This is a genomic window from Brevibacterium pityocampae (genome assembly GCF_039541555.1).
GTDB classification, from domain to species: Bacteria; Actinomycetota; Actinomycetes; order Actinomycetales; family Brevibacteriaceae; genus Brevibacterium; species Brevibacterium pityocampae.
Window position 1 is genome coordinate 26,713 of the sequence record NZ_BAABGL010000018.1, and the last position, 21,140, is coordinate 47,852.

Genomic DNA, 21,140 nt, shown 5'->3' on the forward strand with positions numbered 1-21,140 from the left:
CTGGTGCGTGCCGATCAGCGCGAGTAGTGCTCGACGACGAGCTGCACGTCGCAGGTCACGGGAACCTCGTCGCGCTTGGGGCGACGCAGGAGGGTGGCCTGCAGCGCCTCGAGGTCGACCTTGAGGTAGCCGGGCACGGCCGGGAGCACGTCGCGGTGCGCGCCGGCGGCGGAGACCTGGAACGGATCCATCTGCGCGGACTTCTCGTGGACGTGGATCATCTGGCCCTCCTTGACACGGAAGGACGGACGATCGACGCGCTGGCCGTCGACGCAGATGTGGCGGTGGACGACGAACTGGCGGGCCTGCGCGATGGTCCGGGCGAAGCCGGCGCGCAGCACGAGGGCGTCGAGTCGCATCTCGAGGAGCTCGACGAAGTTCTCACCGGTCAGACCCGGGAGGCGGCGCGCCTCCTTGTAGGTCTTGAGCATCTGCGCCTCGCGGATGTTGTACTGCGCGCGGAGGCGCTGCTTCTCCTTGAGGCGGACCGAGTAGTCGCTGTCGTTGCGGCGACGGGCACGGCCGTGCTCGCCCGGCGGGTAAGGGCGGCGCTCGAAGTACTTCTCGGCCTTCGGGGTGAGCGGGAGGCCGAGGGCGCGCGACAGGCGGACCTGACGGCGATCGCGTGCGGGTGCGGACATGTGTGGGTGACCTTTCGGTTCGCATCGTGTGCTCCGGGCGGGTCCTGCGCACACGATGCGCACGGGGGCTCGACCGGTTCCGGAGCCGCTGTTTCCCGGGCTGGGAAAGAGGGCGACCGGAGCGAGCACTCCGGAGCCGACCGCCTTCAGGGTGCAGGCACAGCAATCGATCATACTAGTCCGGTGGCGCCGCTGCCGTCCAATCGGCGGCGTCACCGGGCCACCCGAGGACTCAGACGGTGAGCGGGCGGAGCTCGCCGAGCACCTCGTTGAGCGCCTCGGTGCTCGAGGGGTGGGTCCAGATCCCGTCGCGCAGCGCATCGACGGTGACGTGCGCGCGCATCGCGAGCGCGAGGAGATTGATGACCTCCTGCGAGTCGACGCACCACACGGTCGCTCCGAGCAGCTCCCGGGTATCGGGGTCGGCGACGAACTTGATCATGCCGGTGGGGTTGCCGAGGATCTTGGGCCGCGGCATCGCCGCGATCTGCGCCACCGGTTTCGCGGCGACGAGGACGCCGCGTCCCTCGGCACGCGCCTGCTGCTCGTTGATGCCGACCCGGGACAGGGGCGGGGTGAGGAACATCGTGTTCGGCACGGCCGCCCGGTCGCTGCGGCGGCGGGTCCCGTCGCCGGTGAGCTGGCCGGCGACGATCCGGTGGTCGTCGAGGGAGACGTAGGTGAACTGGGGCCCTCCGTTGATGTCCCCGACGGCGAAGATGTGCTCGGCGGAGGTGCGCAGCGTGTCGTCGACACGGACGAATCCGCGCTCGTCGACCTCGACGCCGGCCCGCCCGAGGCCGAGCCCGGCCGTCGTGGCGCTGCGCCCGACGGCGAGCAGCACCGCCTCGGCCTCGACTGCGTGGCCGTCCTCGGTGCGGACGAGGGTCACGCCGGCGGCTTCGAGGTGCTCGGTGACACCGGCGGCGATGTCATCGTCCTCCCTGGGCAGGATCCGTTCCCCCGGATCGATGACGGTGACCTCCGAGCCGAAACCGGCGAACATGTCGGCGAACTCGAGCCCGATGTAGCCGCCCCCGACGATCGCGAGGCGCTCGGGGAAGGGGCTGGCGTGCTGGATCGTCGTCGAGTCGTGGACGCGGGGAGAGTCCGCGCCGGGGATCGGGGGCCCGGCGGGCACCGTGCCGGTGTTGATCACGATGGTGTCCGCGGTGATGCGCAGCCGGTCCTCGCCCTGGGTCACCTCGACGGTGTGCGGGTCGAGGAATGCCGCCTTCCCCATGACGATCACGGCGTCCGGGGCCTCCTCGACGAGCTCCCGGTTGCGGGTGTTGAGCTTGCCGATGAGCGCGTCACGCGCCTCCACGGAGGTGGTGAACCACTCCGCCGGCGGTGTCGCCTCGGGCTTCACCGCCGCCTGGTGGATGAGCGTCTTCGTCGGCACGCACGCGACGTTGATGCACGTGCCGCCGATCATCGACTCCGACTGCTCGACGAGCGCGACCCGGGTCCCGGAGCTGCCGAGGGTGCGGGCGAGCGTCTTGCCGCCCTTGCCCCAGCCGATGACGAGGACGTCGACGGCGAGGCCGGTGGATTCGGTTGTGCTGGGTTCGACCGAATCGCTCATGGCTCCACCCTACCGACCGCTGAGAGCCGGAACTCGTCGCCGGGGGCGTGGATGAGAGCCGTCGGCGTGCTCAGTCGGGGCGGCCGAGGATCCTTCGCAGGGCCGCGAGCCGCTCGCCCATCCGGGATTCGGCGCCGTTGGCCGTCGGCTCGTAGTAGCGGGTCCCGGCCAGCGACTCCGGCAGGTACTCCTGGGCGACGACGCCGTGCGGATAGTCGTGGGAGTACCGGTAGCCCTCGCCGTGGCCGAGCGCCTTCGCCCCGGGATAGTGCGCGTCGCGGAGGTGCAGCGGCACCTCGCCGGCCCTCCCCTCCCGGATGTCGGCGAGCGCCCTGTCGATCCCGCGGTAGCTCGCGTTCGACTTCGGGGCGCAGGCGAGGTAGACGACGGCCTCGGCGAGCGGGATCCGCCCTTCGGGCATGCCGATGCGCTCGACCGCAGTCTGTGCGGCGACGGCGATCACGAGCGCCTGCGGATCGGCCATGCCGATGTCCTCGGCGGCGGCGATCACCATGCGGCGGCAGATGAAACGGGGGTCCTCGCCGGCGGAGATCATCCGCGCGAGGTAGTGGAGCGCGGCGTCGGGGTCGGAGCCGCGGATCGATTTGATGAACGCGGAGACGACGTCGTAGTGCTGGTCACCGGCCCGGTCGTAGCGCACGACGGCGCGGTCGGCGGCATCTGCGACATGGGCGGCGGAGATGAGCGGGAGGTCGCGCTCCTCCCCCTCGGCGTCGGTCTTTCCGGCGCCGTCGGCCTTCCCCTCGGCGTCGGTCCCGGTGTCGGTTCCGTCCTCGGTGTCGGTCCCCCCACCGGTGCTCTCCCCCGCACCGGCGTGGGCGCGGGCGATCGCGGCGGCGGCTTCGAGGATGGTGAGCGAGCGCCGCCCGTCGCCGGCGGCGAGCGCGATGATGTCCTCCCGTGCGTCCGCGGCGAGTGCGAAGGTCCCGGCGAGGCCGCGCTCGTGGGCGAGTGCGCGGTCGACGAGCTCCCCGATGTCCGCGTCCGACAGCGGGCGGAGGGTGAGCACGAGCGAGCGGGAGACGAGCGGGGCGATGACGGAGAACGACGGGTTCTCCGTGGTCGCTGCGATGAGGACGACGAGCCGGTTCTCCACCGCGGGCAGCAGCGCGTCCTGCTGAGCCTTGGAGAAGCGGTGGATCTCGTCGAGGAAGAGGACGGTGGTGCGCCCGTGGAGCTCCCGGTCGGCACGTGCCTGCTCGATCACCCGGCGCACGTCCTTGACCCCGGCGGTGATCGCGGAGAGCTCGACGAAGCGGCGATCGGAGGCGTGCGACACGACGTGGGCGATCGTCGTCTTCCCCACGCCGGGAGGGCCCCACAGCAGCAGAGAGCTCGCCCCGGCCTTGTCCCCGGGCTGGGCGGTGACGAGCTGGTGGAGCGGCGATCCGGGGAAGGTCAGGTGGTCCTGGCCGACGATCTCCGCGATCGTGCGCGGGCGCATCCGCACCGCGAGCGGGTCGAGGACGGACGAGGCGGGCGCCCCGGAGGAATCCGGGACACCCGCCTGGCTGAACAGATCGGTCATCCGTCCTCGGCCTCGGGGTCGAAGTCGACCCCCGCCTCGGCGCGCTGCGCGTCGGTGATCGGGGCCGGCGCGTCGGTCAGCGGATCGTAGCCGCCCCCGGACTTGGGGAACGCGATGACCTCGCGGATCGAGTCCGCACCGGCGAGCAGGCTGACGATCCGGTCCCAGCCGAACGCGATGCCGCCGTGCGGCGGCGCGCCGTAGCCGAAGGCGTCGAGGAGGAAGCCGAACTTCTCCCGCGCCTCCTCCTCGCCGAGGCCCATGACGGCGAACACGCGCTCCTGCACGTCGGGGCGGTGGATGCGGATCGAGCCGCCGCCGATCTCGTTGCCGTTGCACACGATGTCGTAGGCGTAGGCGAGCGCCGAGCCCGGGTCGGTGTCGAAGGTGTCCATGAACTCCGGCTTGGGCGCGGTGAACGCGTGGTGCACCGCGGTCCAGCTCCCGGAGCCCACCGCGACGTCGCCGGAGGCCTCGGCGTCGGCGGTCGGCTCGAACAGCGGGGCGTCGACGACCCACACGAACGACCAGGCGCCCTCGTCGATGAGCCCGGTGCGCGCGGCGATCTCGCGGCGCGCCGCGCCGAGCAGGGCACGTGCCGCACCGGGTGCGTCGGCGGCGAAGAACACCGCGTCGCCCGGCTCGGCGCCGACGGCGGCGGCGAGCCCGGCCTTCTCCTGTTCGGAGATGTTCTTGGCGACCGGGCCGGTGAGCGAGCCGTCCTCCTGGATGAGGACGTAGGCCAGGCCCTTCGCGCCGCGCTGCTTGGCCCACTCCTGCCAGGCATCGAGCTGGCGGCGCGGCAGGGAGCCGCCGCCGGGGTGGACGACGGCGCCGACGTAGGGCGCCTGGAACACGCGGAACGGGGTGTCGGCGAAGTACGCGGTGAGGTCGGTGAGCTCGAGGCCGAAGCGGAGGTCGGGCTTGTCGGTGCCATAGCGCTCCATCGCCTCGTGGTAGGTGATGCGCGGGATCGGGGTGCTGATCTCGTGGCCGATGAGCTTCCACAGGGCGGCGAGGATCTCCTCGGCGAGCCCGATGACGTCCTCCTGCTCGACGAACGAGGCCTCGATGTCGAGCTGCGTGAACTCCGGCTGCCGGTCGGCGCGGAAGTCCTCGTCGCGATAGCAGCGCGCGATCTGGTAGTAGCGCTCGAGGCCGGCCACCTGGAGGAGCTGCTTGAAGAGCTGCGGGGACTGCGGGAGCGCGTACCAGCTGCCCGGGCGCAGGCGCGCCGGGACGAGGAAGTCGCGTGCACCCTCCGGGGTCGAACGGGTGAGCGTGGGGGTCTCGACCTCGATGAAGCGGTGGTCCTCGAGGACGCCGCGGGCCGCCCGGTTGGCCTGCGCGCGCAGGCGCATGGCGGCGGCCGGGCCGGAGCGGCGGAGGTCGAGGTAGCGGTACTTGAGCCGGGTCTCCTCGCCGACCTGGCCGGAGTCCTCGGCGTGGTCGGACACCTGGAAGGGCAGCGCACGGGCGGGCGCGAGCACCTCGATCTCGGTGTCGACGACCTCGATCTCACCCGTCGGCAGGCCGGGGTTGGTGTTGCCCGCGGGGCGCGCCGCCACCGTGCCCCTCGCCTTCACCACGGTCTCGTTGCGGAGCTGGTCGGCGTCCTGCTCGCGCACGACGACCTGGACGATGCCCGAGGCGTCGCGGAGGTCGATGAAGGCGACGCCGCCATGGTCGCGGCGGCGGTCGACCCAGCCGGCGAGGGTGACGGTGGAATCGACGTCAGCGGCACTCAGCGTGCCCGCCTCGTGGGTTCTCAGCACTGGGTCTGCTCCTTAAGCGTTGGGAGATGGTGCAGGATGGGACGGTGGTGCGTCCGGCACCCATGATAGTCGCAGGTCGTGGAGGAGGAGCCGTGGAGGACGGAATCGGGGAGGCGCCGACGAGCGCCCAGATCGAGGTGGCCGCGGAGACCTTCCGCATGCTGTCCTCGTCCACCCGGCTGCTGATCATGTGGCACCTCGTGCACCGCGAGTCCGATGTCACCGGGCTCGCCGAGGCGTCCGGGGCGAGCGTGCAGGCGGTGTCCCAGCACCTCGCGAAGCTCCGGCTCGCCGGGCTCGTGTCCTCCCGCCGGGAGGGCCGCCGGATCGTCTACCTCGTGGACGACCCGCACGTCGTGACGATGGTGAGCGAGATCTTCGACCACATCGCCCCCGACGGCTCCCTCGCCCCGGATCCGGAGCCGCGCGCCGCCGGACCGCTCAGCGCGCGCAGCTGAGGGCCCGGAGCGCCCCGCCGCGGGGACTCAGTCCCGGGACACGCTGCGCACGGTCGGCCAGAGGTCCTCGGCCGGCGGGGTCCACAGCTGCGGATCGGCGCTCACCTGCTCGCCGGAGCGGATGTCCTTGACCTCGTGACCGGTCTCCCCGTCGAGGAACCACACGAAGGGGATGCCGCGGCGCTCGGCGAACTTGATCTGCTTGCCGAACCGGCTCGCCGCCGGGGCGACGTCGACGGGGATGCCGCGGGCCCGCAGGCGGGCGGCGACGTCGACGGCCTCGTCACGGGCGGCGTCGTCGGTGACGGCCACGAGCACCGCCGTCGGCACACCGCGGCTCGCCTCGACCATCCGGTCGCGCCCGACGAGCCGCGACATCAGACGCGACACGCCGAGCGACATGCCGACGCCGGGGAAGGTCCGCTTCCCCGTCGAGGCGAGCGAGTCGTAGCGGCCGCCGGAGGCCACGGATCCGAGCGCCTCGTGCCCGATGAGCTGCGTCTCGTAGACCGAGCCGGTGTAGTAGTCGAGGCCGCGGGCGATCTTGAGCTGCGCGACGACGACACCGGGCTGCTGCCGGTTCGCGGCATCGAGCAGCCGGCTCAGCGATTCGAGGCCCTCGTCGAGCAGCGGGTCGGACACGCCGAGCGCACGCACCTCCTCGGCGAACGCCCCCGTCGTGCTCTCGATCCGGGCGAACTCGAGGAGCCGGCGCTGCTGGGACTCGTCGGCGCCGGCCTGCGCGGCGAGGAGCTCCCCGACCTTCGCCGGCCCGATCTTGTCGAGCTTGTCGATGCAGCGGAGCACCGCCGTGATGTCGGTGAGGCCGATGCCGCGGGTGAAGCCCTCGATGAGCTTGCGGTTGTTCGCCAGGATCCGCACTCCGGGCACTCCGAGCTCGGCGAGCTCGCCGAACGCCTGGGCCATGACGAGGGGCACCTCGACCTCGAAGTGCTCGGCCAGCGTGTCCTCGGCGACGATGTCGATGTCGGCCTGGATGAACTCGCGGTAGCGCCCGTCCTGGGGCCGCTCGCCGCGCCACACCGGCTGGATCTGGTAGCGCTTGAAGGGGAACGGCAGCCGGCCGGCGTTCTCCACGACGTAGCGGGCGAAGGGCACCGTGAGGTCGAAGTGGAGACCGAGCGGGTTCTTCGCGTCCCCGGGCTCGGCGTGGAGCCGGGACACCGCGAACACCTCCTTGTCGATCTCCCCGTCCTTGGCGAGCGCGGAGATCGGCTCGACGGCGCGGGTGTGGAGGGCGGCGAAGCCGTTGAGCTCGAAGGTGTGCTTGAGCAGGTCGATGACCCGCTCCTCGACGATGCGGTCAGCGGGCAGCCATTCGGGGAACCCCGAGAGTCGTGCGGCCTGGGCCATGGGTAACAGGTCTCCTGATCAGAGGAACGGGTTGGTGCGCAGCTCGTGCGCGAGCCGGGTGGCCGGCCCGTGACCGGGCAGCACCGGGGTGTCGGGCAGGCTCGCGATGTGGGCGAGCGTGCGCTCCATCGCCTGCCCGTCGCCGCCGGCGAGGTCGGTGCGACCGATCGACCCGGCGAACAGCACGTCGCCGGTGAAGAGCACCTCGGCGGCGTCGCCCTGCCCGTGCGGATCGCTCACCCGCCACAGCGTCGAGCCCTCGGTGTGCCCGGGCGCGGGGTCCGGGGCGATGGTGAGGCCGGCGCGCGTGAAGGGCTCCGTGCCGGACACCGCGGCGGCCTCCGGCGCGGTCCACTCCCCGACGAGCGGGGCGACGATGTGGGCGAGCTGCGCCGACACCGTCGAGGCGGGATCCTGCAGACGGTAGAGGTCGGGCTCCCCGATGAGCACCTCGAGGCCGGGGAAGGCCTCGAGCAGACGGGGCAGCCCGAGGATGTGGTCGGGGTGGCCGTGGGTGAGGAGGACGGCGACCGGGGTCCAGCCGAGCTCGGCGAGGACCCGCGCGAGGTCGGGGGCGCAGTCGAAGCCGGCATCGACGATCACGCACTCCCGGTCCGCGGTGTCGTCGCCCGGGCCGGCCTCGGCGCCCGGCTCGGCGGCCACGGCATAGCAGTTGACATCGAGCAGCTCGGCGCGGACGGCGGTGATCTCCATGCCCGCCAGTCTAGCGCGGGGCCCCGCACGGCCCGCGGTGGATATGCTGGGGTGTGTTCTGCCCATCGTCGAGTGATCATCCGTGATTCGACCGACGCGAAGACAAGGTGTCCAGCATGACCGACGACTCAGCCCCGCGCCCGACCGCACCCGCCCCCAAGCCCGGCCCGCGCCCGGGCGCTCCCAGCCCGGCCGCGCTCGCCGCGCGGGCGCCCGCGGCCGGGCAGCGCAGGGCCGCCGCGGCCGCCCCCCGGCAGGACCGCAGCGCCGCGCTCGCCGAGGCGATCGGGTTCGGCCGGATGGATGAGGACACGACCGTGTACGTCCGGACCGCCGACGGGGAGCGCGCGGTCGGCCAGTACCCGGATGCCGACGAGGAGCAGGCGCTGACGTACTTCGCGCACAAGTACCTCGATCTCGTCGACGCGGCCGCCCTGCTCGAGGAGCGGCTCGCCGCCGGGGCCTCCGGGGACTCGATCCGCGCCTCCGCCCGCACCCAGCACGACGCACTCGCCGAGGCCGCGGTCGTCGGCGACCTCGCCGCGCTCGCCGCCCGGCTCACCGCGATCCAGGAGTCCGCCGCGCAGACCGCGGCGGCCCAGTCGAAGGAGCGCGAGGCGGCCCGCGCCGAGGGGCTCGCCGCACGCACCGCGGTCGTCGAGGAGGCGGAGTCGATCGCCGGGACGGATCCGGCGCGCGTGCAGTGGAAGACCTCCGGCGCCCGGATGGCCCGGCTGTTCGAGGAGTGGAAGTCGATCCAGGCGAACTCCCCGCGCCTCCCCCGCGCCCAGGACCAGGAGCTGTGGGGGCGGTTCTCGAAGGCCCGCAACACCTTCGACCGGCACCGGCGGGAGTTCTTCTCCGATCTCGACAAGCGCAACGCCGAGGGCAAGCGGGTGAAGACGAAGCTCGTCGCGGAGGCCGAGGCGCTGTCCGGGTCGACCGACTGGCGCGGCACCGCCCAGGAGTACCGGGCGCTGATGGACCGCTGGAAGGCCGCCCCGCGGGCCGGACGCAAGGACGACGACGCCCTGTGGGCACGCTTCCGCGCCGCGCAGGACGTGTTCTTCGCCGCCCGGGAGAAGGAGAACGAGGCGATCGACGCCGCCTACGGGGAGAACCTCGTGGTCAAGGAGGAGCTGCTCGCCCGCGCGCGGGCGCTGCTGCCGATCACCGACCCGGCGAAGGCGAAGGACGAGCTGCGCCGGATCCAGGAGGCGTGGGAGGACGCCGGCAAGGTGCCGCGCGCCGACGTGTCCCGGATGGAGGGCGGACTGCGCGAGGTCGAGCGGGCGCTCGCCGCGGCCGAGGAGGCCGAGTGGAAGCGCACCGATCCGGAGACCCGCAGCCGCACCTCGGGCATGCTCGCGCAGCTCGAATCCGCGATCGCCGGTCTCGAGTCCGATCTCGCCGCGGCCGAGGCGAGCGGCGACGAGAAGCGGATCGCGGAGGCGCGCACTGCTCTCGAGGCGCGCCGCGCCTGGTACGAGCAGGTCGCGAAGACCGCCGAGGAGCTCGGCTGAGTCGGCCCTCTTCCCCCGCCGGGTGAGCTCCGCGGCCGCGCCGTCCACAGCGGATGGCGCGGCCGTCGTCGGTCTGTCCACAGCTGCGCGGCCGCTGTTGCCCCGGCCCGCCCGACGCCGGAGCATGGAGCGCATGGACGATGTGCTGCGGATCGGCGAACCGCTGACCTACACCGAGCTCATGGACCTCGCGCTCGACGGGCTCGTGTTCCGGCTCACCGACAGCTGCTGGGTGCCGGTCGGCACGCGCGTCGATGCGGAGCTCCGGGCGCGGGCGCTCGGCCGGCCGGCGGCGCGCGGGCTCGTGCTCTCCCACCATTCGGCGCACTGGGTGTGGTGGGGCGTGGGCACCGGCCCGACGACCCGCGAGTACACGACGCGCAGCCGGCGCCGGGCGCGGCGGGCGGACGATCCGTGGATCACCTACGAGCGCTGGGTGCAGGGCGGCGACCTCGCCCGGGTCGCCGGGATCGAGGTCACCGCTCCGGCCCGCACGCTCTACGACCTCGTGCTGCTGGCGTGGGAGGACTCCGGCGACGAGGAGCAGGCGGCGGCGAGGCTGCGACGGTCGGCCGCCCAGGTGCCGGCGGCGGAGCGGGCCGAGTTCCTCGACTACCTCGACGACCAGTACCGGCGGCCGCACGTGCGCGCGCTGCGCCGGGTCGCGGCGCAGGTGTTCGGCCCGGACGGGACCGGCGGGGATCGGGGGATCAACCGCCGGTGATGCGGTAGACGTCGAACACCCCGTCGACGCGGCGCGCCGCGGAGAGCACGGTGTCGAGGTGATTGGCATCGCCCATCTCGAACACGAACCGCGATTGCGCGACGCGCGCCTTCGAGGTCGCGACGGAGGCGGAGAGGATGTTCACGTGGTTCTCGGTGAGGACCTTGGTGATGTCGGACAGGAGGCCGGCGCGGTCGAGGGCCTCGACCTGGATCTGCACGAGATACACCCCGGAGCTGTGCTCGGACCACTCGACGTCGACCATCCGGTCGGGCTCGCGGCGCAGACCGGCGACGTTCGAGCAGTCCGCCCGGTGCACCGACACCCCGGCCCCGCGGGTGACGAAGCCGACGATCTCGTCGCCGGGCACCGGGGTGCAGCAGCGGGCGAGCTTGACGAGGATGTCGTCGGCGCCCTTGACGCGCACCCCGGACGTCGAGGAGTGGTGGCCGCGGGACTTGCCGGTGGGATTCGTCGGCGCGGGGTAGTCCTCGGGCTCGTCCCCGGCGACCTCCTTGGCGAGCAGGTCGACGACGTGGGCGGCGGACATCGTGCCGTTGCCGATCGCGGCGTAGAGGCCGGACACGTCGCCGAGCCGCTGCTCATTGGCGACGACGACGAGGGCCTCCTGGCTCATGAGCTTCTCCGCGCTGAGCCGGTGGCGGCGCATCGCCCGGGCGAGCTGGTCCCGCCCGGATTCGATCGCCTCCTCGCGCCGCTCCTTGGAGAACCACTGCCGGATCTTGTTCCGCGCTCGCGGGCTCTTGACGAATGCGAGCCAGTCGCGGCTCGGCCCGGCGTTCTCGTCCTTCGAGGTGAACACCTCGACGACGTCGCCGTTGGCGAGGGCGGTGTCGAGGGCGATGAGGCGGCCGTTGACGCGCGCGCCCATGGTCTTGTGCCCGACCTCGGTGTGGACGGCGTATGCGAAGTCGACCGGGGTCGAGTCCGCCGGCAGGGAGACGATGTCGCCCTTGGGGGTGAAGACGTACACCTCCTTCGAGTTGACCTCGAAGCGGAGGTTGTCGAGGAACTCGTCCGGGTCGCTCGTCTCGCGCTGCCAGTCGAGCAGCTGGCGCAGCCACGCGATCTGGTCGACCTCGCCGGAGTCCCCGACCTTCGCCGTGCGGTCCCCGGCGCCGCTGAGCGCGGCGGGGTTGACCCGGCGGCGGTCCTTGTACTTCCAGTGCGCGGCGACGCCGAACTCCGCACGGCGGTGCATCTCGCGGGTGCGGATCTGGATCTCCACCGGCTTGCCGTAGGGCCCGATCACCGTGGTGTGGAGGCTCTGGTACATGTTGAACTTCGGCATCGCGATGTAGTCCTTGAAGCGCCCGGCCACCGGCGACCAGCTGGCGTGGACGTGGCCGAGCACCGCATAGCACTCGCGCACCGTCTCGACGAGCACGCGCACCCCGACGAGGTCGTAGATCTCGGCGAAGTCGTGGCCGCGGACCACCATCTTCTGGTAGATCGAGTAGTAGTGCTTGGGCCGCCCGGAGATCGTGTAGTCGATCTTCGACTCGCTCAGCTCCGCGCCGAGCTCCCGGGACACGATGCCGAGGTACTTCTCCCGCTCCGGGGCGCGCTCGGCGACGAGCCGGACGATCTCGGAGTAGACCTTGGGGTAGAGCACCTGGAACGACAGGTCCTCGAGCTCCCATTTGATCGTGTTCATGCCCAGCCGATGGGCGAGCGGGGCGAAGATCTCGAGGGTCTCGGTGGCCTTCTTCGTGCTCGAGGCGGCGGGCACGTACTTCCAGGTGCGGGCGTTGTGGAGCCGGTCGGCGAGCTTGATGACGAGCACGCGGATGTCGCGCGACATCGCGACGATCATCTTCCGCACCGTCTCCGACTGCGCGGCGGAGCCGTACTCGATCTTGTCGAGCTTGGTCACCCCGTCGACCATCACGGCGATCTCCTCGCCGAAGTCCGCGCGCAGCCGATCGAGGCTGTACTCGGTGTCCTCGACGGTGTCGTGGAGGAGGGCGGCGGCGAGCGTCGTCGGGGTCAGGCCGATCTCGGCGAGGATCGTGGCGACCGCCACCGGGTGGGTGATGTAGGGGTCGCCGCTCTTGCGCATCTGCCCGTCGTGCGCCTTCTCCGCCACCCGGTAGGCGCGGAGCACGACGTCGATGTCGGCCTTGGGGTGGTTGTGGGCGACGGCCTGGAGCAGCGGTGCGAGCGCCTTGGGGTGCTGCGGCGTCTGCTGGCTGCGCGCCGTCCACCACGCCAGGCGCGAGAACCCCCGGGAGCGCTTCGCCGCACCGGCGGCGTCATCGACGGACTGCGCCATGCCTCGCCCCTTCTCTCGAACCTGCTCGGTCCATCGTACTCCGGCGGCTCAGGCGCGTGCGGACTCCGCGCGCTCGGCCTTCGCGAGCTCCTCGTCCTCGAACAGCACCGGCGCACGATCGGGCAGGCCGAGCCGTTCGCGGGTCTCGTCGACGAGCTGCTCCTGCTCCTGCACGGCGTCCTCCCGGCTGCGCAGCCAGGCGTAGAACGGCGAGGCGACGAACAGGGTCGAGGCGGCCGCGACGATCGTGCCGATGAAGAGCGAGAGCGAGATGTCGGTGAGCGTGCCGGCGCCGAGCAGCGCGACGCCGATGAAGAGGATCGCACCGATCGGCAGCACCGAGATCACCGAGGTGTTGATCGAGCGCACGGTGGTCTGGTTGACGCCGAGGTTGACGAGCTCGGAGAACTTCATCCGCCGGTTCGACTCGTAGTCATCGGTGTTCTCCCTGATCTTGTCGAACACCACCACGGTGTCGTAGAGGGAGAAGCTCAGCACGGTGAGGAAGCCGATCATCGCCTCGGGGGTGACCTCGAAGCCGAGCGTCGCGTAGATCCCCATCGTGACGATCATGACGACGAACAGTCCGACGATCGCGGCGAGCGACATCTTCCACGTGCGGAAGTACAGGGCCATGACGACCATCGCGATCGCGACGAAGATCACGAGCGCGCGGATCATCTTCTCGGTGACGTCCTGACCCCAGGTGGGCCCGACGAAGGTCGAGGTGACGTCCTCGTTGTCGACCTCGTAGGCCGCCACGAGCGACTCGCGCACCTGCTGCATCTCGTCGTCGGTGAGCTGGTCGGTGGTGATCCGCAGCGAGGTGTCCGAGGTCGGCACGACGTTCGGCTCCGCGCCGGGCACCACGGAGGTGATCGCCTCGGTGCCGATGGTCTCGTCGGTCTCGGAGGTGTTCGCGACGTGGAACTCGCTGCCGCCGGTGAAGGCGATCCCGAAGTTGAAGCCGTTGACGAGCGGCACGATGACGGAGGCGACGAGCACGACGGCCGCGATCGACAGCCACAGCTTCGTCTTCGGCACGAACGGGATCGACCTGCGCCCGCTGTGGAGGTCGTTGCCCCAGGCGAAGAACTTCTTCATCGTGCATCCCCCTCGGGCTCCGGGTCCGTCCCGGTCTCGGCGATGTCCTCGGTCGGCGCGCTCGCCTCGGCATCCTCGGCGGCGGCCCGGCGGGCGCGCGCCTTGCGCTCGGCGAGCGAGAGCTCTGCGGTGCCCTCGGTGTCCGGATCCGCGTCATCCGATTCGAGCAGCGCGGTCGAACCCGAGCGGTCGGCCAGACTGCGCCCGGACTTCCGTTCGGCGAGCGACCGGCCGGCGGTGCCGGCCCGCTTGCGCTCGGCGGCCGCCTGCCGTCGCTTCGCCTCCCCGAAGGAGCGGCGCTTGGAGGACTTCTCCTTCGCCTTCTCCATGTCGAGTCCCATCGCGCCGCGGTAGGCGGCCTGCTTGACGCCGAGCTGCCGCGGGTCCATGCCCGACATCGGGTGCCCCTCGCCGAAGAACCGGGTGCGGGCGAGCACCTGGAGCATCGGGTGGGTGAAGAGCACGACGAGCAGCACGTCGACGATGACGGTGAGGCCGAGCGTGAATGCGAAGCCGCGGACGTTGCCGACGGCGAGGATGTAGAGGATGACCGCGGCGAGCATGTTCACGGCCTTCGACGCGTAGATCGTGCGCTTGGCGCGGTCCCAGCCGATCTCGACTGCGGAAACGAGGCGGCGTCCCGAGCGGATCTCGTCGCGGACGCGCTCGAAGTAGACGATGAAGGAGTCCGCGGTCATGCCGATGCCGACGATGATGCCGGCCATGCCGGCGAGCGACAGGCGGTAGCCGTAGCGCCACGACACGAGCAGGAGGAGCAGGTAGGTCAGCACTCCGGCCACCGCGAGGCTCGACACCGTGACGAGGCCGAGCATGCGGTACTGGAACAGGGAGTACACGACGACGAGGAGCAGGCCGATCACACCGGCGAGCACGCCCTTGGCGAGGTAGTCGGAACCGAGCGTCGGGGAGATCTGCTGCTCGCTCTGCACCTGGAAGCTGATCGGCAGCGCGCCGTTCTTCAGCTGGTTGGCGAGCGTCTCCGCCTCCTCCTGGCTGAAGTTCCCGGTGATCTGGGCGCGGCCGTCGGTGACCGGGGTGCGGGACTCCGGGGCGGACAGCACGAGTCCGTCGAGGACGATCGCGAACTGGTTGTACGGCGGCTGCTGGCCGGTGATGGCACCGGTGATCTGACCGAACACATCGGCGCCGTAGTCGTCGAACTCGAGGGTCACGGCGAGGTTGTTCGTCTGCGTGCCGGCCGAGGACATCTCGTAGCCGAAGCTCGCGTCGGTGACGTGGGAGCCGTCGAGCTCGACGGGGCCGAGCACGAACTTCGCGGAGCCGTCCTGGGCGCACGCGACGATGGGCTCCTCGGCCGGGCCGCTGTCGCCGCCGGTGCGGTTCTCCGGGTCGGTGCAGTCGAGCTCGGCGAACCGGGCGAGGATCTCCTCATTCATCCACGAGGTGTCGCCGATCGGGTCGAAGCGCGGGAAGGTCTCGGCCGCCTGGTCCTCGGCGCCGCCCTCGGCCGGTGCCTCGTCGGCGGGCGCCTGCTCGTTCGAGCCGGCCGGGCCGGGCACCGCTCCCCCGGCCTGCGCGGGGTCCTCGGCAGCGGGGTCGACGTCGGCAACGGGGTCCTTGGCAGCGGCCGGTCCGAAGACCGCTCCGCCGCTCTCGGGCTGTTCGGCGTCCTCGGGCGCACCCTCTCCGGCGCCCTCCTCGCCGGTGCCGAGGAGCTCGTCGAGGCGCTGCTGCTCCTCCTCGGAGAGCTCGGGCCCGGCGGGGACCTCCTCCTCGACAGGCTCCTCATCGGTCTGCGGCTCCGGGGCGGCGACGACGGCGACGCGGCGGAAGGCGAGCTGCGCGGAGGAGCGGACGAGGTCGCGTGTCTCCTCGTCGGGATTGCCCGGCAGGTTGACGACGATGTTGCGGTCGCCCTGGGTGGTGATCTCCGCCTCGGACACGCCGGTGGCGTCGACGCGCTGACGGATGATCGACACGGCCTGCTCGAGCTGCTCGGTGGTGATCGAGGCGTCCTCGACCTGCGGCTCGAGGATGATCGAGGTGCCGCCCTCGAGATCGAGCGCGAGGTTGGGGCTCCAGACGGCGGTGGACCAGATGGAGCCGCCGGCGATGAGGGCGATGAGGCCAGCTGTGAGGATTCCCAGCCAGGTGAAGCGCAGTCCCGGACGGGGCTTATTCACAGGTGCGGACACAGATCGGTCTTCCGTTCGTGAGGGGTGGGCAGCGGTGCGGGATCAGCGCTCGCCGCGCGGCTCGCCGGTCGTGCCGTCGATGTCGGTGCGAGGGGTGTCGGCGTCTGCGTCGGCGTCTGCGTCGGCGTCCACGGCGGTCTCCGGGGAGGCCTCCGAGCCGGGGGTCGACTGCTCGCGGCGGCGGGCCTCGTTGATCGCGTCGAGCTCGGCGTCGGTGATGCGGCGGCGCTCGGCCTCCTCGGCGGTCTCGGTCGGCGTGTCCTCGACGGGAGCATCGGCGGCGTCCGCGCCGGCGGGTGCATCAGGCGCGGTATCGACGACCGGGCCGGCGTCCTCGCGGGCCGCGGCGTCCTCCCCGAGCGCGGGATCGGCCGGTGCGGCCTCGACGGGGGTCTGGATCTGGCCGATCGCCTGGCGGTGCACTCGCAGCACGGTGCCCGGCCCGCTCTCCAGGGTGACCTCCATCTTCTCGGTGTCGACGGCGACGACCGTGCCGTAGACGCCGAAGGTCGTCATGACCTCGACGCCCGGGACGAGGTTGTCCGAGATCTGCCGCATCCGCGCCTGCTGCTTCTTCCGCGAGTTGAACATGAAGAAGATGAGCAGGGCGCCGAGTCCGACCAGAAGGAGAATGTCCACGTCAGGGCCAGCCTTTCGCTGAGGAGAGCGGGGCCGGCGCACGGTGCGCGCACGGCCGCCGCTGTTGGGAGCCAGTGATCCAGTGTAGTGGCCGGGGTGTCTCCGTCCCAATCGCCTGTTCAGGGTCGTCGTCGAGGGGCGTCGGCGGCCGACGGCTCAGAAGCCGAGCGTGCCGTCGGGCGGGGTGAGCCCGAGGTGGGCCCAGCCGTCCGCAGTGGCGACCCGGCCGCGCGGGGTCCGCGAGATCAGGCCCTCGCGGACGAGGAACGGCTCGGCGACCTCTTCGACGGTCTCCGGCTCCTCCGCGACGGACACGGCCAGCGTGCTCAGTCCCACCGGGCCGCCGGCGAACCGCGTGCACAGGGTGGAGAGCACGGCGCGGTCGAGCCGGTCGAGGCCCCGCTCGTCGACCTCGTAGACCTCGAGCGCGGAGCGTGCGGCGGGGAGGTCGACGACCCCGGTGCCGCGCACCTGCGCCCAGTCCCGGACGCGGCGCAGCAGCCGGTTGGCGATCCGCGGGGTGCCGCGGGAGCGGGAGGCGATCTCCTGCAGACCGGTCTCCGAGGCCTCCATGCCGAGCATCCGGGCCGAGCGCACGAGCACGGTCTGCAGGTCCGCGACGGTGTAGAAGTCCAGGTGGCCGGTGAATCCGAAGCGGTCGCGCAGCGGGGCGGGCAGCAGGCCGGAGCGGGTGGTGGCGCCGACGAGGGTGAAGGCCGGGAGCTCGAGCGGGATCGCGGTCGCGCCGGGCCCCTTGCCGACGATGACGTCGACCCGGAAGTCCTCCATCGCGACGTAGAGCATCTCCTCCGCGGCGCGGGCCATGCGGTGGATCTCGTCGATGAAGAGCACCTCTCCCTCCTCGAGCGAGGACAGGATCGCGGCGAGGTCGCCGGCATGCTGCACGGCCGGGCCGGAGGTGATGCGGATCTGCGAGCGCATCTCGTGGGCGATGATCATCGCCAGCGTCGTCTTGCCCAGGCCCGGCGGGCCGGACAGGAGCACGTGGTCGGGGGCCTTCCCGCGGGCGGCGGCGGCGTCGAGGACGAGGGAGAGCTGCTCGCGCACCTGCGGCTGGCCGATGAAGTCGCCGAGGCCCTTGGGTCGCAGGGCGGCCTCGGCGGCGCGCTCGACCTCCCCGGCACCGGCCCGGGTGAGCCGTTCGAGCTCGGCCCCGGTGGGCTCCTCGGCGCCGAAGTCGACCTCGTAGCTGCGGTCGCTCATGCGCGGGCCCCGAGCGCGCGCAGCGCAGCCTTGAGGAGCTCCGACACGGTCGGGTCATTCAGCCCGGCGGCGGTGTCCTCGACCGCGGACTCCGCCTGGGCCTGACGCCAGCCGAGTCCGACGAGCGCGTCGACGACCTGGGCGGCGACCGCCGGGGGCGCGGCCGGGGCGCGACCCGGTGCGGGCCGGGCGACGCTCGTGTCGATCTTCCCGGCGAGCTCGAGCATGAGCCGGGCGGCGACCTTCTTGCCGACCCCGGGCACCTTGGTCAGCGGCACCTGGTCGCCGCTCGCGATCGCGGCGCGCAGCTCGTCCGGGGACAGCACGCTGAGCACCGCGAGCGCCAGGCGGGGGCCGATCCCGGAGATCGTCTGCAGGGTCTCGAACAGGTCCCGCTCGTCCTCACCGGCGAAGCCGTAGAGGGTGAGCGAGTCCTCGCGCACGACGAGCACGGTGTGGAGGTCGATCTCGGCGCCGTGGCGGGTGTCGGCGGCGAGCTGCGGGGTGACATGGACGCGGCGTCCGAGGCCGGCGGTGACGATGGTGAGGCTGTCGGCGCGGACGGAGTGCACGCGGCCGGAGATGAAGGTGATCACTCGAACTCCTGTGGGAACGGATGTACGAATACGAGTGTATCCGCACCGGGTCCGCCGCACCGGTCAGCCGGGCTCGGTTCGGCGCGTCACGCCGGTCGCGGGCCTCCCGCCGGGGCGCGACGCCTCACCTCAGCGGCGAGAGCTGCGCAGCGCGGCCGCCCACTGCTCCTGGGCCCGCGTGAGGCCGGCGCCCTGCCGGGTGGCGGCCTGCCGGGCGAGGAGGTCCTTCGTGGGGCCCGGGGTCGAGGTCGCCGCGGTCGCTCCGCGCCACAGGTGGCAGATCGCCAGCGCGAGCGCGTCGGCGGCGTCGGCCGGGGTGGGCGGGGCGTCGAGGCGGAGGATGCGGGTGACCATGCGGGTCATCTGTTTCTTGTCCGCCCGGCCGCTGCCGGTGATCGCGGCCTTGACCTCGGAGGGCGTGTGCATCGCCACGGGGATCCCGCGGCGTGCGGCGAGCCCCATGGTGAGGCCGGACACCTGGGCCGTGCCCATGATCGTCGACACGTCGTTGCGGGCGAACACCCGCTCGATGCTCACGACATCGGGCCGGTGCTCGTCGAGCCAGGTGTCGAACGCCTCGGCGAGCGCCCCGAGCCGGACGTCCACGGAGTCGCCGGCCGGGGTGCGCACGACGTCGACCGCGACGAGCTCGGCGGTGCGGGCGGGTCGGGAGTCGATGACCCCGAGGCCGCACCGGGTGAGCCCGGGGTCGACGCCGAGGATGCGCATCAGTCGGCGTCGAGCTCGGCGAGGACCTCGTCGGAGACGTCCGCGTTGGAGTACACGTTCTGCACGTCGTCGAGGTCCTCGAGGGCGTCGATGAGGGAGAACACCTTGCGCGCCGTCGCAGCGTCGAGCGGCACCTCGACATTGGCGACGAACGCGGCCTCGGCGCTGTCGTAGTCGATGCCCGCATCCTGCAGCGCGGTGCGCACCGCGACGAGGTCGGTGGCCTCGCTGATGATGTCGAAGGTCTCGCCGTGGTCCTTGACCTCCTCGGCGCCGGCGTCGAGGGTCGCCTCGAGGACGGCGTCCTCGTCGGTGCCCGCGGTCGGCACGGTGACGACGCCCTTGCGGTTGAAGTTGTAGGACACGGAGCCGGGGTCGGCCATCGACCCGCCGTTGCGGGTCACCGCGACACGGACGTCGGAGGCCGCGCGGTTGCGGTTGTCGGTGAGGCACTCGATGAGGAGGGCGACGCCGCCGGCGCCGTAGCCCTCGTACATGATCGTCTGGTAGTCGACCCCGCCGCCGTCGAGCCCGCCGCCGCGCTTGACCGCGCGCTCGATGTTGTCGTTGGGGACGGAGGACTTCTTGGCCTTCTGGATCGCGTCGTAGAGCGTCGGGTTGCCGTCGGTGTCCGGGCCGCCGTTGCGGGCTGCGACCTCGATGTTCTTCACGAGCTTGGCGAACAGCTTCCCGCGCTTGGCATCGATGGCCGCCTTCTTGTGCTTGGTCGTGGCCCATTTGGAGTGACCTGACACTGATGTCTCCCTGCGATCGTTAGCGATGTGCGCGAGCCGCAGGGTGCGCGGCCTGCGCTTCCGGTCCGGGGTTCATTGTAGCGCCGCGGCACCGCGACACGGCCGTCGGACGCGCGGCGGATGCGTTGGGCCGGGCGCATGTGGCCGGGCAGGATGCGCTGGGCCGGACGGCCAGGTCAGTCGAGCACGAGCGGCACAGCCGGTGCCGTACCCGAGCGCACGAGGTCCATGAGCTCGGTGAGGCGCGAAGGGTAGACGGTCGCCGTGGTCCGGCGCAGCTCGTCCTGGGACCACCAGCGGCCGCCGACGATCGAGCGCTTCTCGACCTCGGTCCACACGGCGTCGGCGAGGTCGAACTCGTCCTCGCTCACGAGGCCGAAGAACACCTCGTCCTGGTGGAGGGTGCGCTCGGTGAACTCCATCACCGCCCGGCGGGTGGCGAGCGGCCCGAGCAGCTCGGCGGGCTCGCACACGAGACCGGTCTCCTCGGCGAGCTCGCGGGCCGCGGTCTGCTGGGGCGTCTCCCCCATCTCCGCTCCCCCGCCGCAGGTGAGCCACCAGCGGCGGGAGTCGTCGTGGAGGTCGCGGGCGTGGAGGAGGAAGACCTCTCCGGCCGCGTTGAGCAGCACCACGCGGGCTGCGGTCCTGATCTTCACCGGTCGTCCTCCTCATGGGCGAGCTGGCGGTGGACGGCGACGATGCGCTGGCCGATGGTGATCGAGCACAGCACCATGAGCACGGCGAGGGCGACGGTGAGCACGACGTCGGGGAGACCGAGCCCGACGAGGCCGGTGACGACGAGGGTGACGAGGAGGCGGTCGGCCCGCTCGGCGATCCCGCCGGCCGCCGTCACGCCCAGGCCTTCGGCCTTGGCTCGGACGTAGGACACGATCGAGCCGGTGACGAGCACGCCGAGTGCGAGCAGCGCGGTGAGCGGGTCCTCGGCACCGAGGAAGTACCACAGGGCGATGCCGACGAACACCGCGGAGTCGGCGAACCGGTCGAGGGTCGAGTCGAGGAACGCGCCCCAGGTCGAGCGGCGGTCCGCGAGGCGGGCCATGATGCCGTCGAGCATGTCGCCGAACACGAAGAAGGTGATGACGACGGTGCCCCAGAACAGGTGCCCGAAGGGGTAGCCGAGCAGCGCCCCGGCGCACACGCCGAGGGTGCCGATGACCGTCACCGCATCCGGGGTCAGGCCGATCCGCAGGAGCAGCCGGGCCACCGGGGTGAAGAGCGCGGTGAACGCCCGGCGGGCGATGCTGTTGAGCATC

At 71.9% G+C, this 21,140-nt stretch carries 19 protein-coding genes; 3 read left to right on the plus strand and 16 right to left on the minus strand.

Annotated elements, in window-relative coordinates; all coding sequences use genetic code 11:
• Positions 1-14: 14 nt before the first annotated feature.
• The 4 genes from rpsD to aspS all read right to left on the minus strand — a co-directional run bounded on the left by rpsD (position 15) and on the right by aspS (position 5,553).
• Positions 15-641 carry a 30S ribosomal protein S4 gene (gene rpsD, locus ABD883_RS11400; RefSeq protein WP_137319828.1) on the minus strand — a complete coding sequence of 209 codons (627 nt, stop codon included), beginning with the start codon at positions 639-641 and terminating at the stop codon, positions 15-17.
• Positions 642-873: 232 nt separating this feature from the next.
• Entirely contained in the window at positions 874-2,229 is a 1,356-nt protein-coding gene (locus ABD883_RS11405) for a dihydrolipoyl dehydrogenase family protein (RefSeq protein ID WP_345032189.1), read from the minus strand.
• 70 nt (positions 2,230-2,299) lie between these two features.
• A complete protein-coding gene (locus tag ABD883_RS11410; RefSeq protein WP_137319830.1) occupies positions 2,300-3,778 on the minus strand; it encodes a replication-associated recombination protein A in 1,479 nt (492 codons plus the stop codon).
• Positions 3,775-5,553 (minus strand): aspartate--tRNA ligase, encoded by a 1,779-nt coding sequence (gene aspS, locus ABD883_RS11415; protein WP_247424947.1) that lies wholly within the window; start codon positions 5,551-5,553, stop codon positions 3,775-3,777. The genes ABD883_RS11410 and aspS overlap by 4 nt, the downstream gene beginning before the upstream one ends.
• A 62-nt stretch (positions 5,554-5,615) precedes the next feature.
• Between aspS and ABD883_RS11420 the strand changes: the two genes are divergently transcribed.
• Positions 5,616-6,011, plus strand: a complete 396-nt coding sequence (locus tag ABD883_RS11420; protein WP_295688972.1) for an ArsR/SmtB family transcription factor — start codon at positions 5,616-5,618, stop codon at positions 6,009-6,011.
• Positions 6,012-6,038: 27 nt separating this feature from the next.
• Here the strand turns inward: ABD883_RS11420 and hisS are convergent, their stop codons facing one another.
• Positions 6,039-7,385 (minus strand): histidine--tRNA ligase, encoded by a 1,347-nt coding sequence (gene hisS / locus ABD883_RS11425; RefSeq protein ID WP_345032192.1) that lies wholly within the window; start codon positions 7,383-7,385, stop codon positions 6,039-6,041.
• A gap of 18 nt (positions 7,386-7,403) precedes the next feature.
• Positions 7,404-8,099, minus strand: coding sequence for an MBL fold metallo-hydrolase (locus ABD883_RS11430; RefSeq protein WP_345032194.1), 696 nt, complete (start codon positions 8,097-8,099; stop codon positions 7,404-7,406).
• A gap of 116 nt (positions 8,100-8,215) precedes the next feature.
• On the opposite strand from ABD883_RS11430, the gene ABD883_RS11435 reads away from it, so the two are divergent.
• Together ABD883_RS11435 and ABD883_RS11440 are read left to right on the plus strand one after the other, a co-directional pair.
• The gene (locus ABD883_RS11435) at positions 8,216-9,622 is read left to right on the plus strand and encodes a DUF349 domain-containing protein (protein WP_247424953.1); all 1,407 of its coding nucleotides are present in this window, start codon (positions 8,216-8,218) and stop codon (positions 9,620-9,622) included.
• 133 nt (positions 9,623-9,755) lie between these two features.
• Positions 9,756-10,346, plus strand: coding sequence for a hypothetical protein (locus ABD883_RS11440; RefSeq protein WP_265808818.1), 591 nt, complete (start codon positions 9,756-9,758; stop codon positions 10,344-10,346).
• Here ABD883_RS11440 and ABD883_RS11445 read toward each other — a convergent pair.
• The 10 genes from ABD883_RS11445 to pgsA all read right to left on the minus strand — a co-directional run bounded on the left by ABD883_RS11445 (position 10,333) and on the right by pgsA (position 21,139).
• Positions 10,333-12,642 carry a RelA/SpoT family protein gene (locus tag ABD883_RS11445; protein ID WP_345032201.1) on the minus strand — a complete coding sequence of 770 codons (2,310 nt, stop codon included), beginning with the start codon at positions 12,640-12,642 and terminating at the stop codon, positions 10,333-10,335. The two genes, ABD883_RS11440 and ABD883_RS11445, sit on opposite strands and share 14 nt — an antisense overlap.
• Positions 12,643-12,690: 48 nt before the next feature.
• Positions 12,691-13,746, minus strand: a complete 1,056-nt coding sequence (gene secF / locus ABD883_RS11450) for a protein translocase subunit SecF (RefSeq protein ID WP_137319838.1) — start codon at positions 13,744-13,746, stop codon at positions 12,691-12,693.
• Positions 13,743-15,911 carry a protein translocase subunit SecD gene (gene secD, locus ABD883_RS11455; RefSeq protein ID WP_345032204.1) on the minus strand — a complete coding sequence of 723 codons (2,169 nt, stop codon included), beginning with the start codon at positions 15,909-15,911 and terminating at the stop codon, positions 13,743-13,745. Before secD ends, secF begins: the two co-directional genes overlap by 4 nt.
• 54 nt (positions 15,912-15,965) lie before the next feature.
• Entirely contained in the window at positions 15,966-16,562 is a 597-nt protein-coding gene (locus ABD883_RS11460; RefSeq protein ID WP_345032207.1) for a preprotein translocase subunit YajC, read from the minus strand.
• Positions 16,563-16,718: 156 nt separating this feature from the next.
• Complete coding sequence (ruvB, locus tag ABD883_RS11465; protein WP_137319840.1) at positions 16,719-17,786, minus strand: Holliday junction branch migration DNA helicase RuvB; 1,068 nt, start codon at positions 17,784-17,786, stop codon at positions 16,719-16,721.
• Positions 17,783-18,382 carry a Holliday junction branch migration protein RuvA gene (ruvA, locus tag ABD883_RS11470; protein ID WP_345032210.1) on the minus strand — a complete coding sequence of 200 codons (600 nt, stop codon included), beginning with the start codon at positions 18,380-18,382 and terminating at the stop codon, positions 17,783-17,785. The genes ruvB and ruvA overlap by 4 nt, the downstream gene beginning before the upstream one ends.
• A 129-nt stretch (positions 18,383-18,511) precedes the next feature.
• Positions 18,512-19,111, minus strand: a complete 600-nt coding sequence (gene ruvC / locus ABD883_RS11475) for a crossover junction endodeoxyribonuclease RuvC (RefSeq protein WP_265808813.1) — start codon at positions 19,109-19,111, stop codon at positions 18,512-18,514.
• Positions 19,111-19,866 carry a YebC/PmpR family DNA-binding transcriptional regulator gene (locus ABD883_RS11480; RefSeq protein WP_137319843.1) on the minus strand — a complete coding sequence of 252 codons (756 nt, stop codon included), beginning with the start codon at positions 19,864-19,866 and terminating at the stop codon, positions 19,111-19,113. Before ABD883_RS11480 ends, ruvC begins: the two co-directional genes overlap by 1 nt.
• A 176-nt stretch (positions 19,867-20,042) precedes the next feature.
• The gene (locus ABD883_RS11485; protein WP_295688955.1) at positions 20,043-20,522 is read right to left on the minus strand and encodes an NUDIX hydrolase; all 480 of its coding nucleotides are present in this window, start codon (positions 20,520-20,522) and stop codon (positions 20,043-20,045) included.
• Positions 20,519-21,139, minus strand: a complete 621-nt coding sequence (gene pgsA / locus ABD883_RS11490) for a phosphatidylinositol phosphate synthase (protein ID WP_137319845.1) — start codon at positions 21,137-21,139, stop codon at positions 20,519-20,521. Before pgsA ends, ABD883_RS11485 begins: the two co-directional genes overlap by 4 nt.
• Position 21,140: the final 1 nt, after the last annotated feature.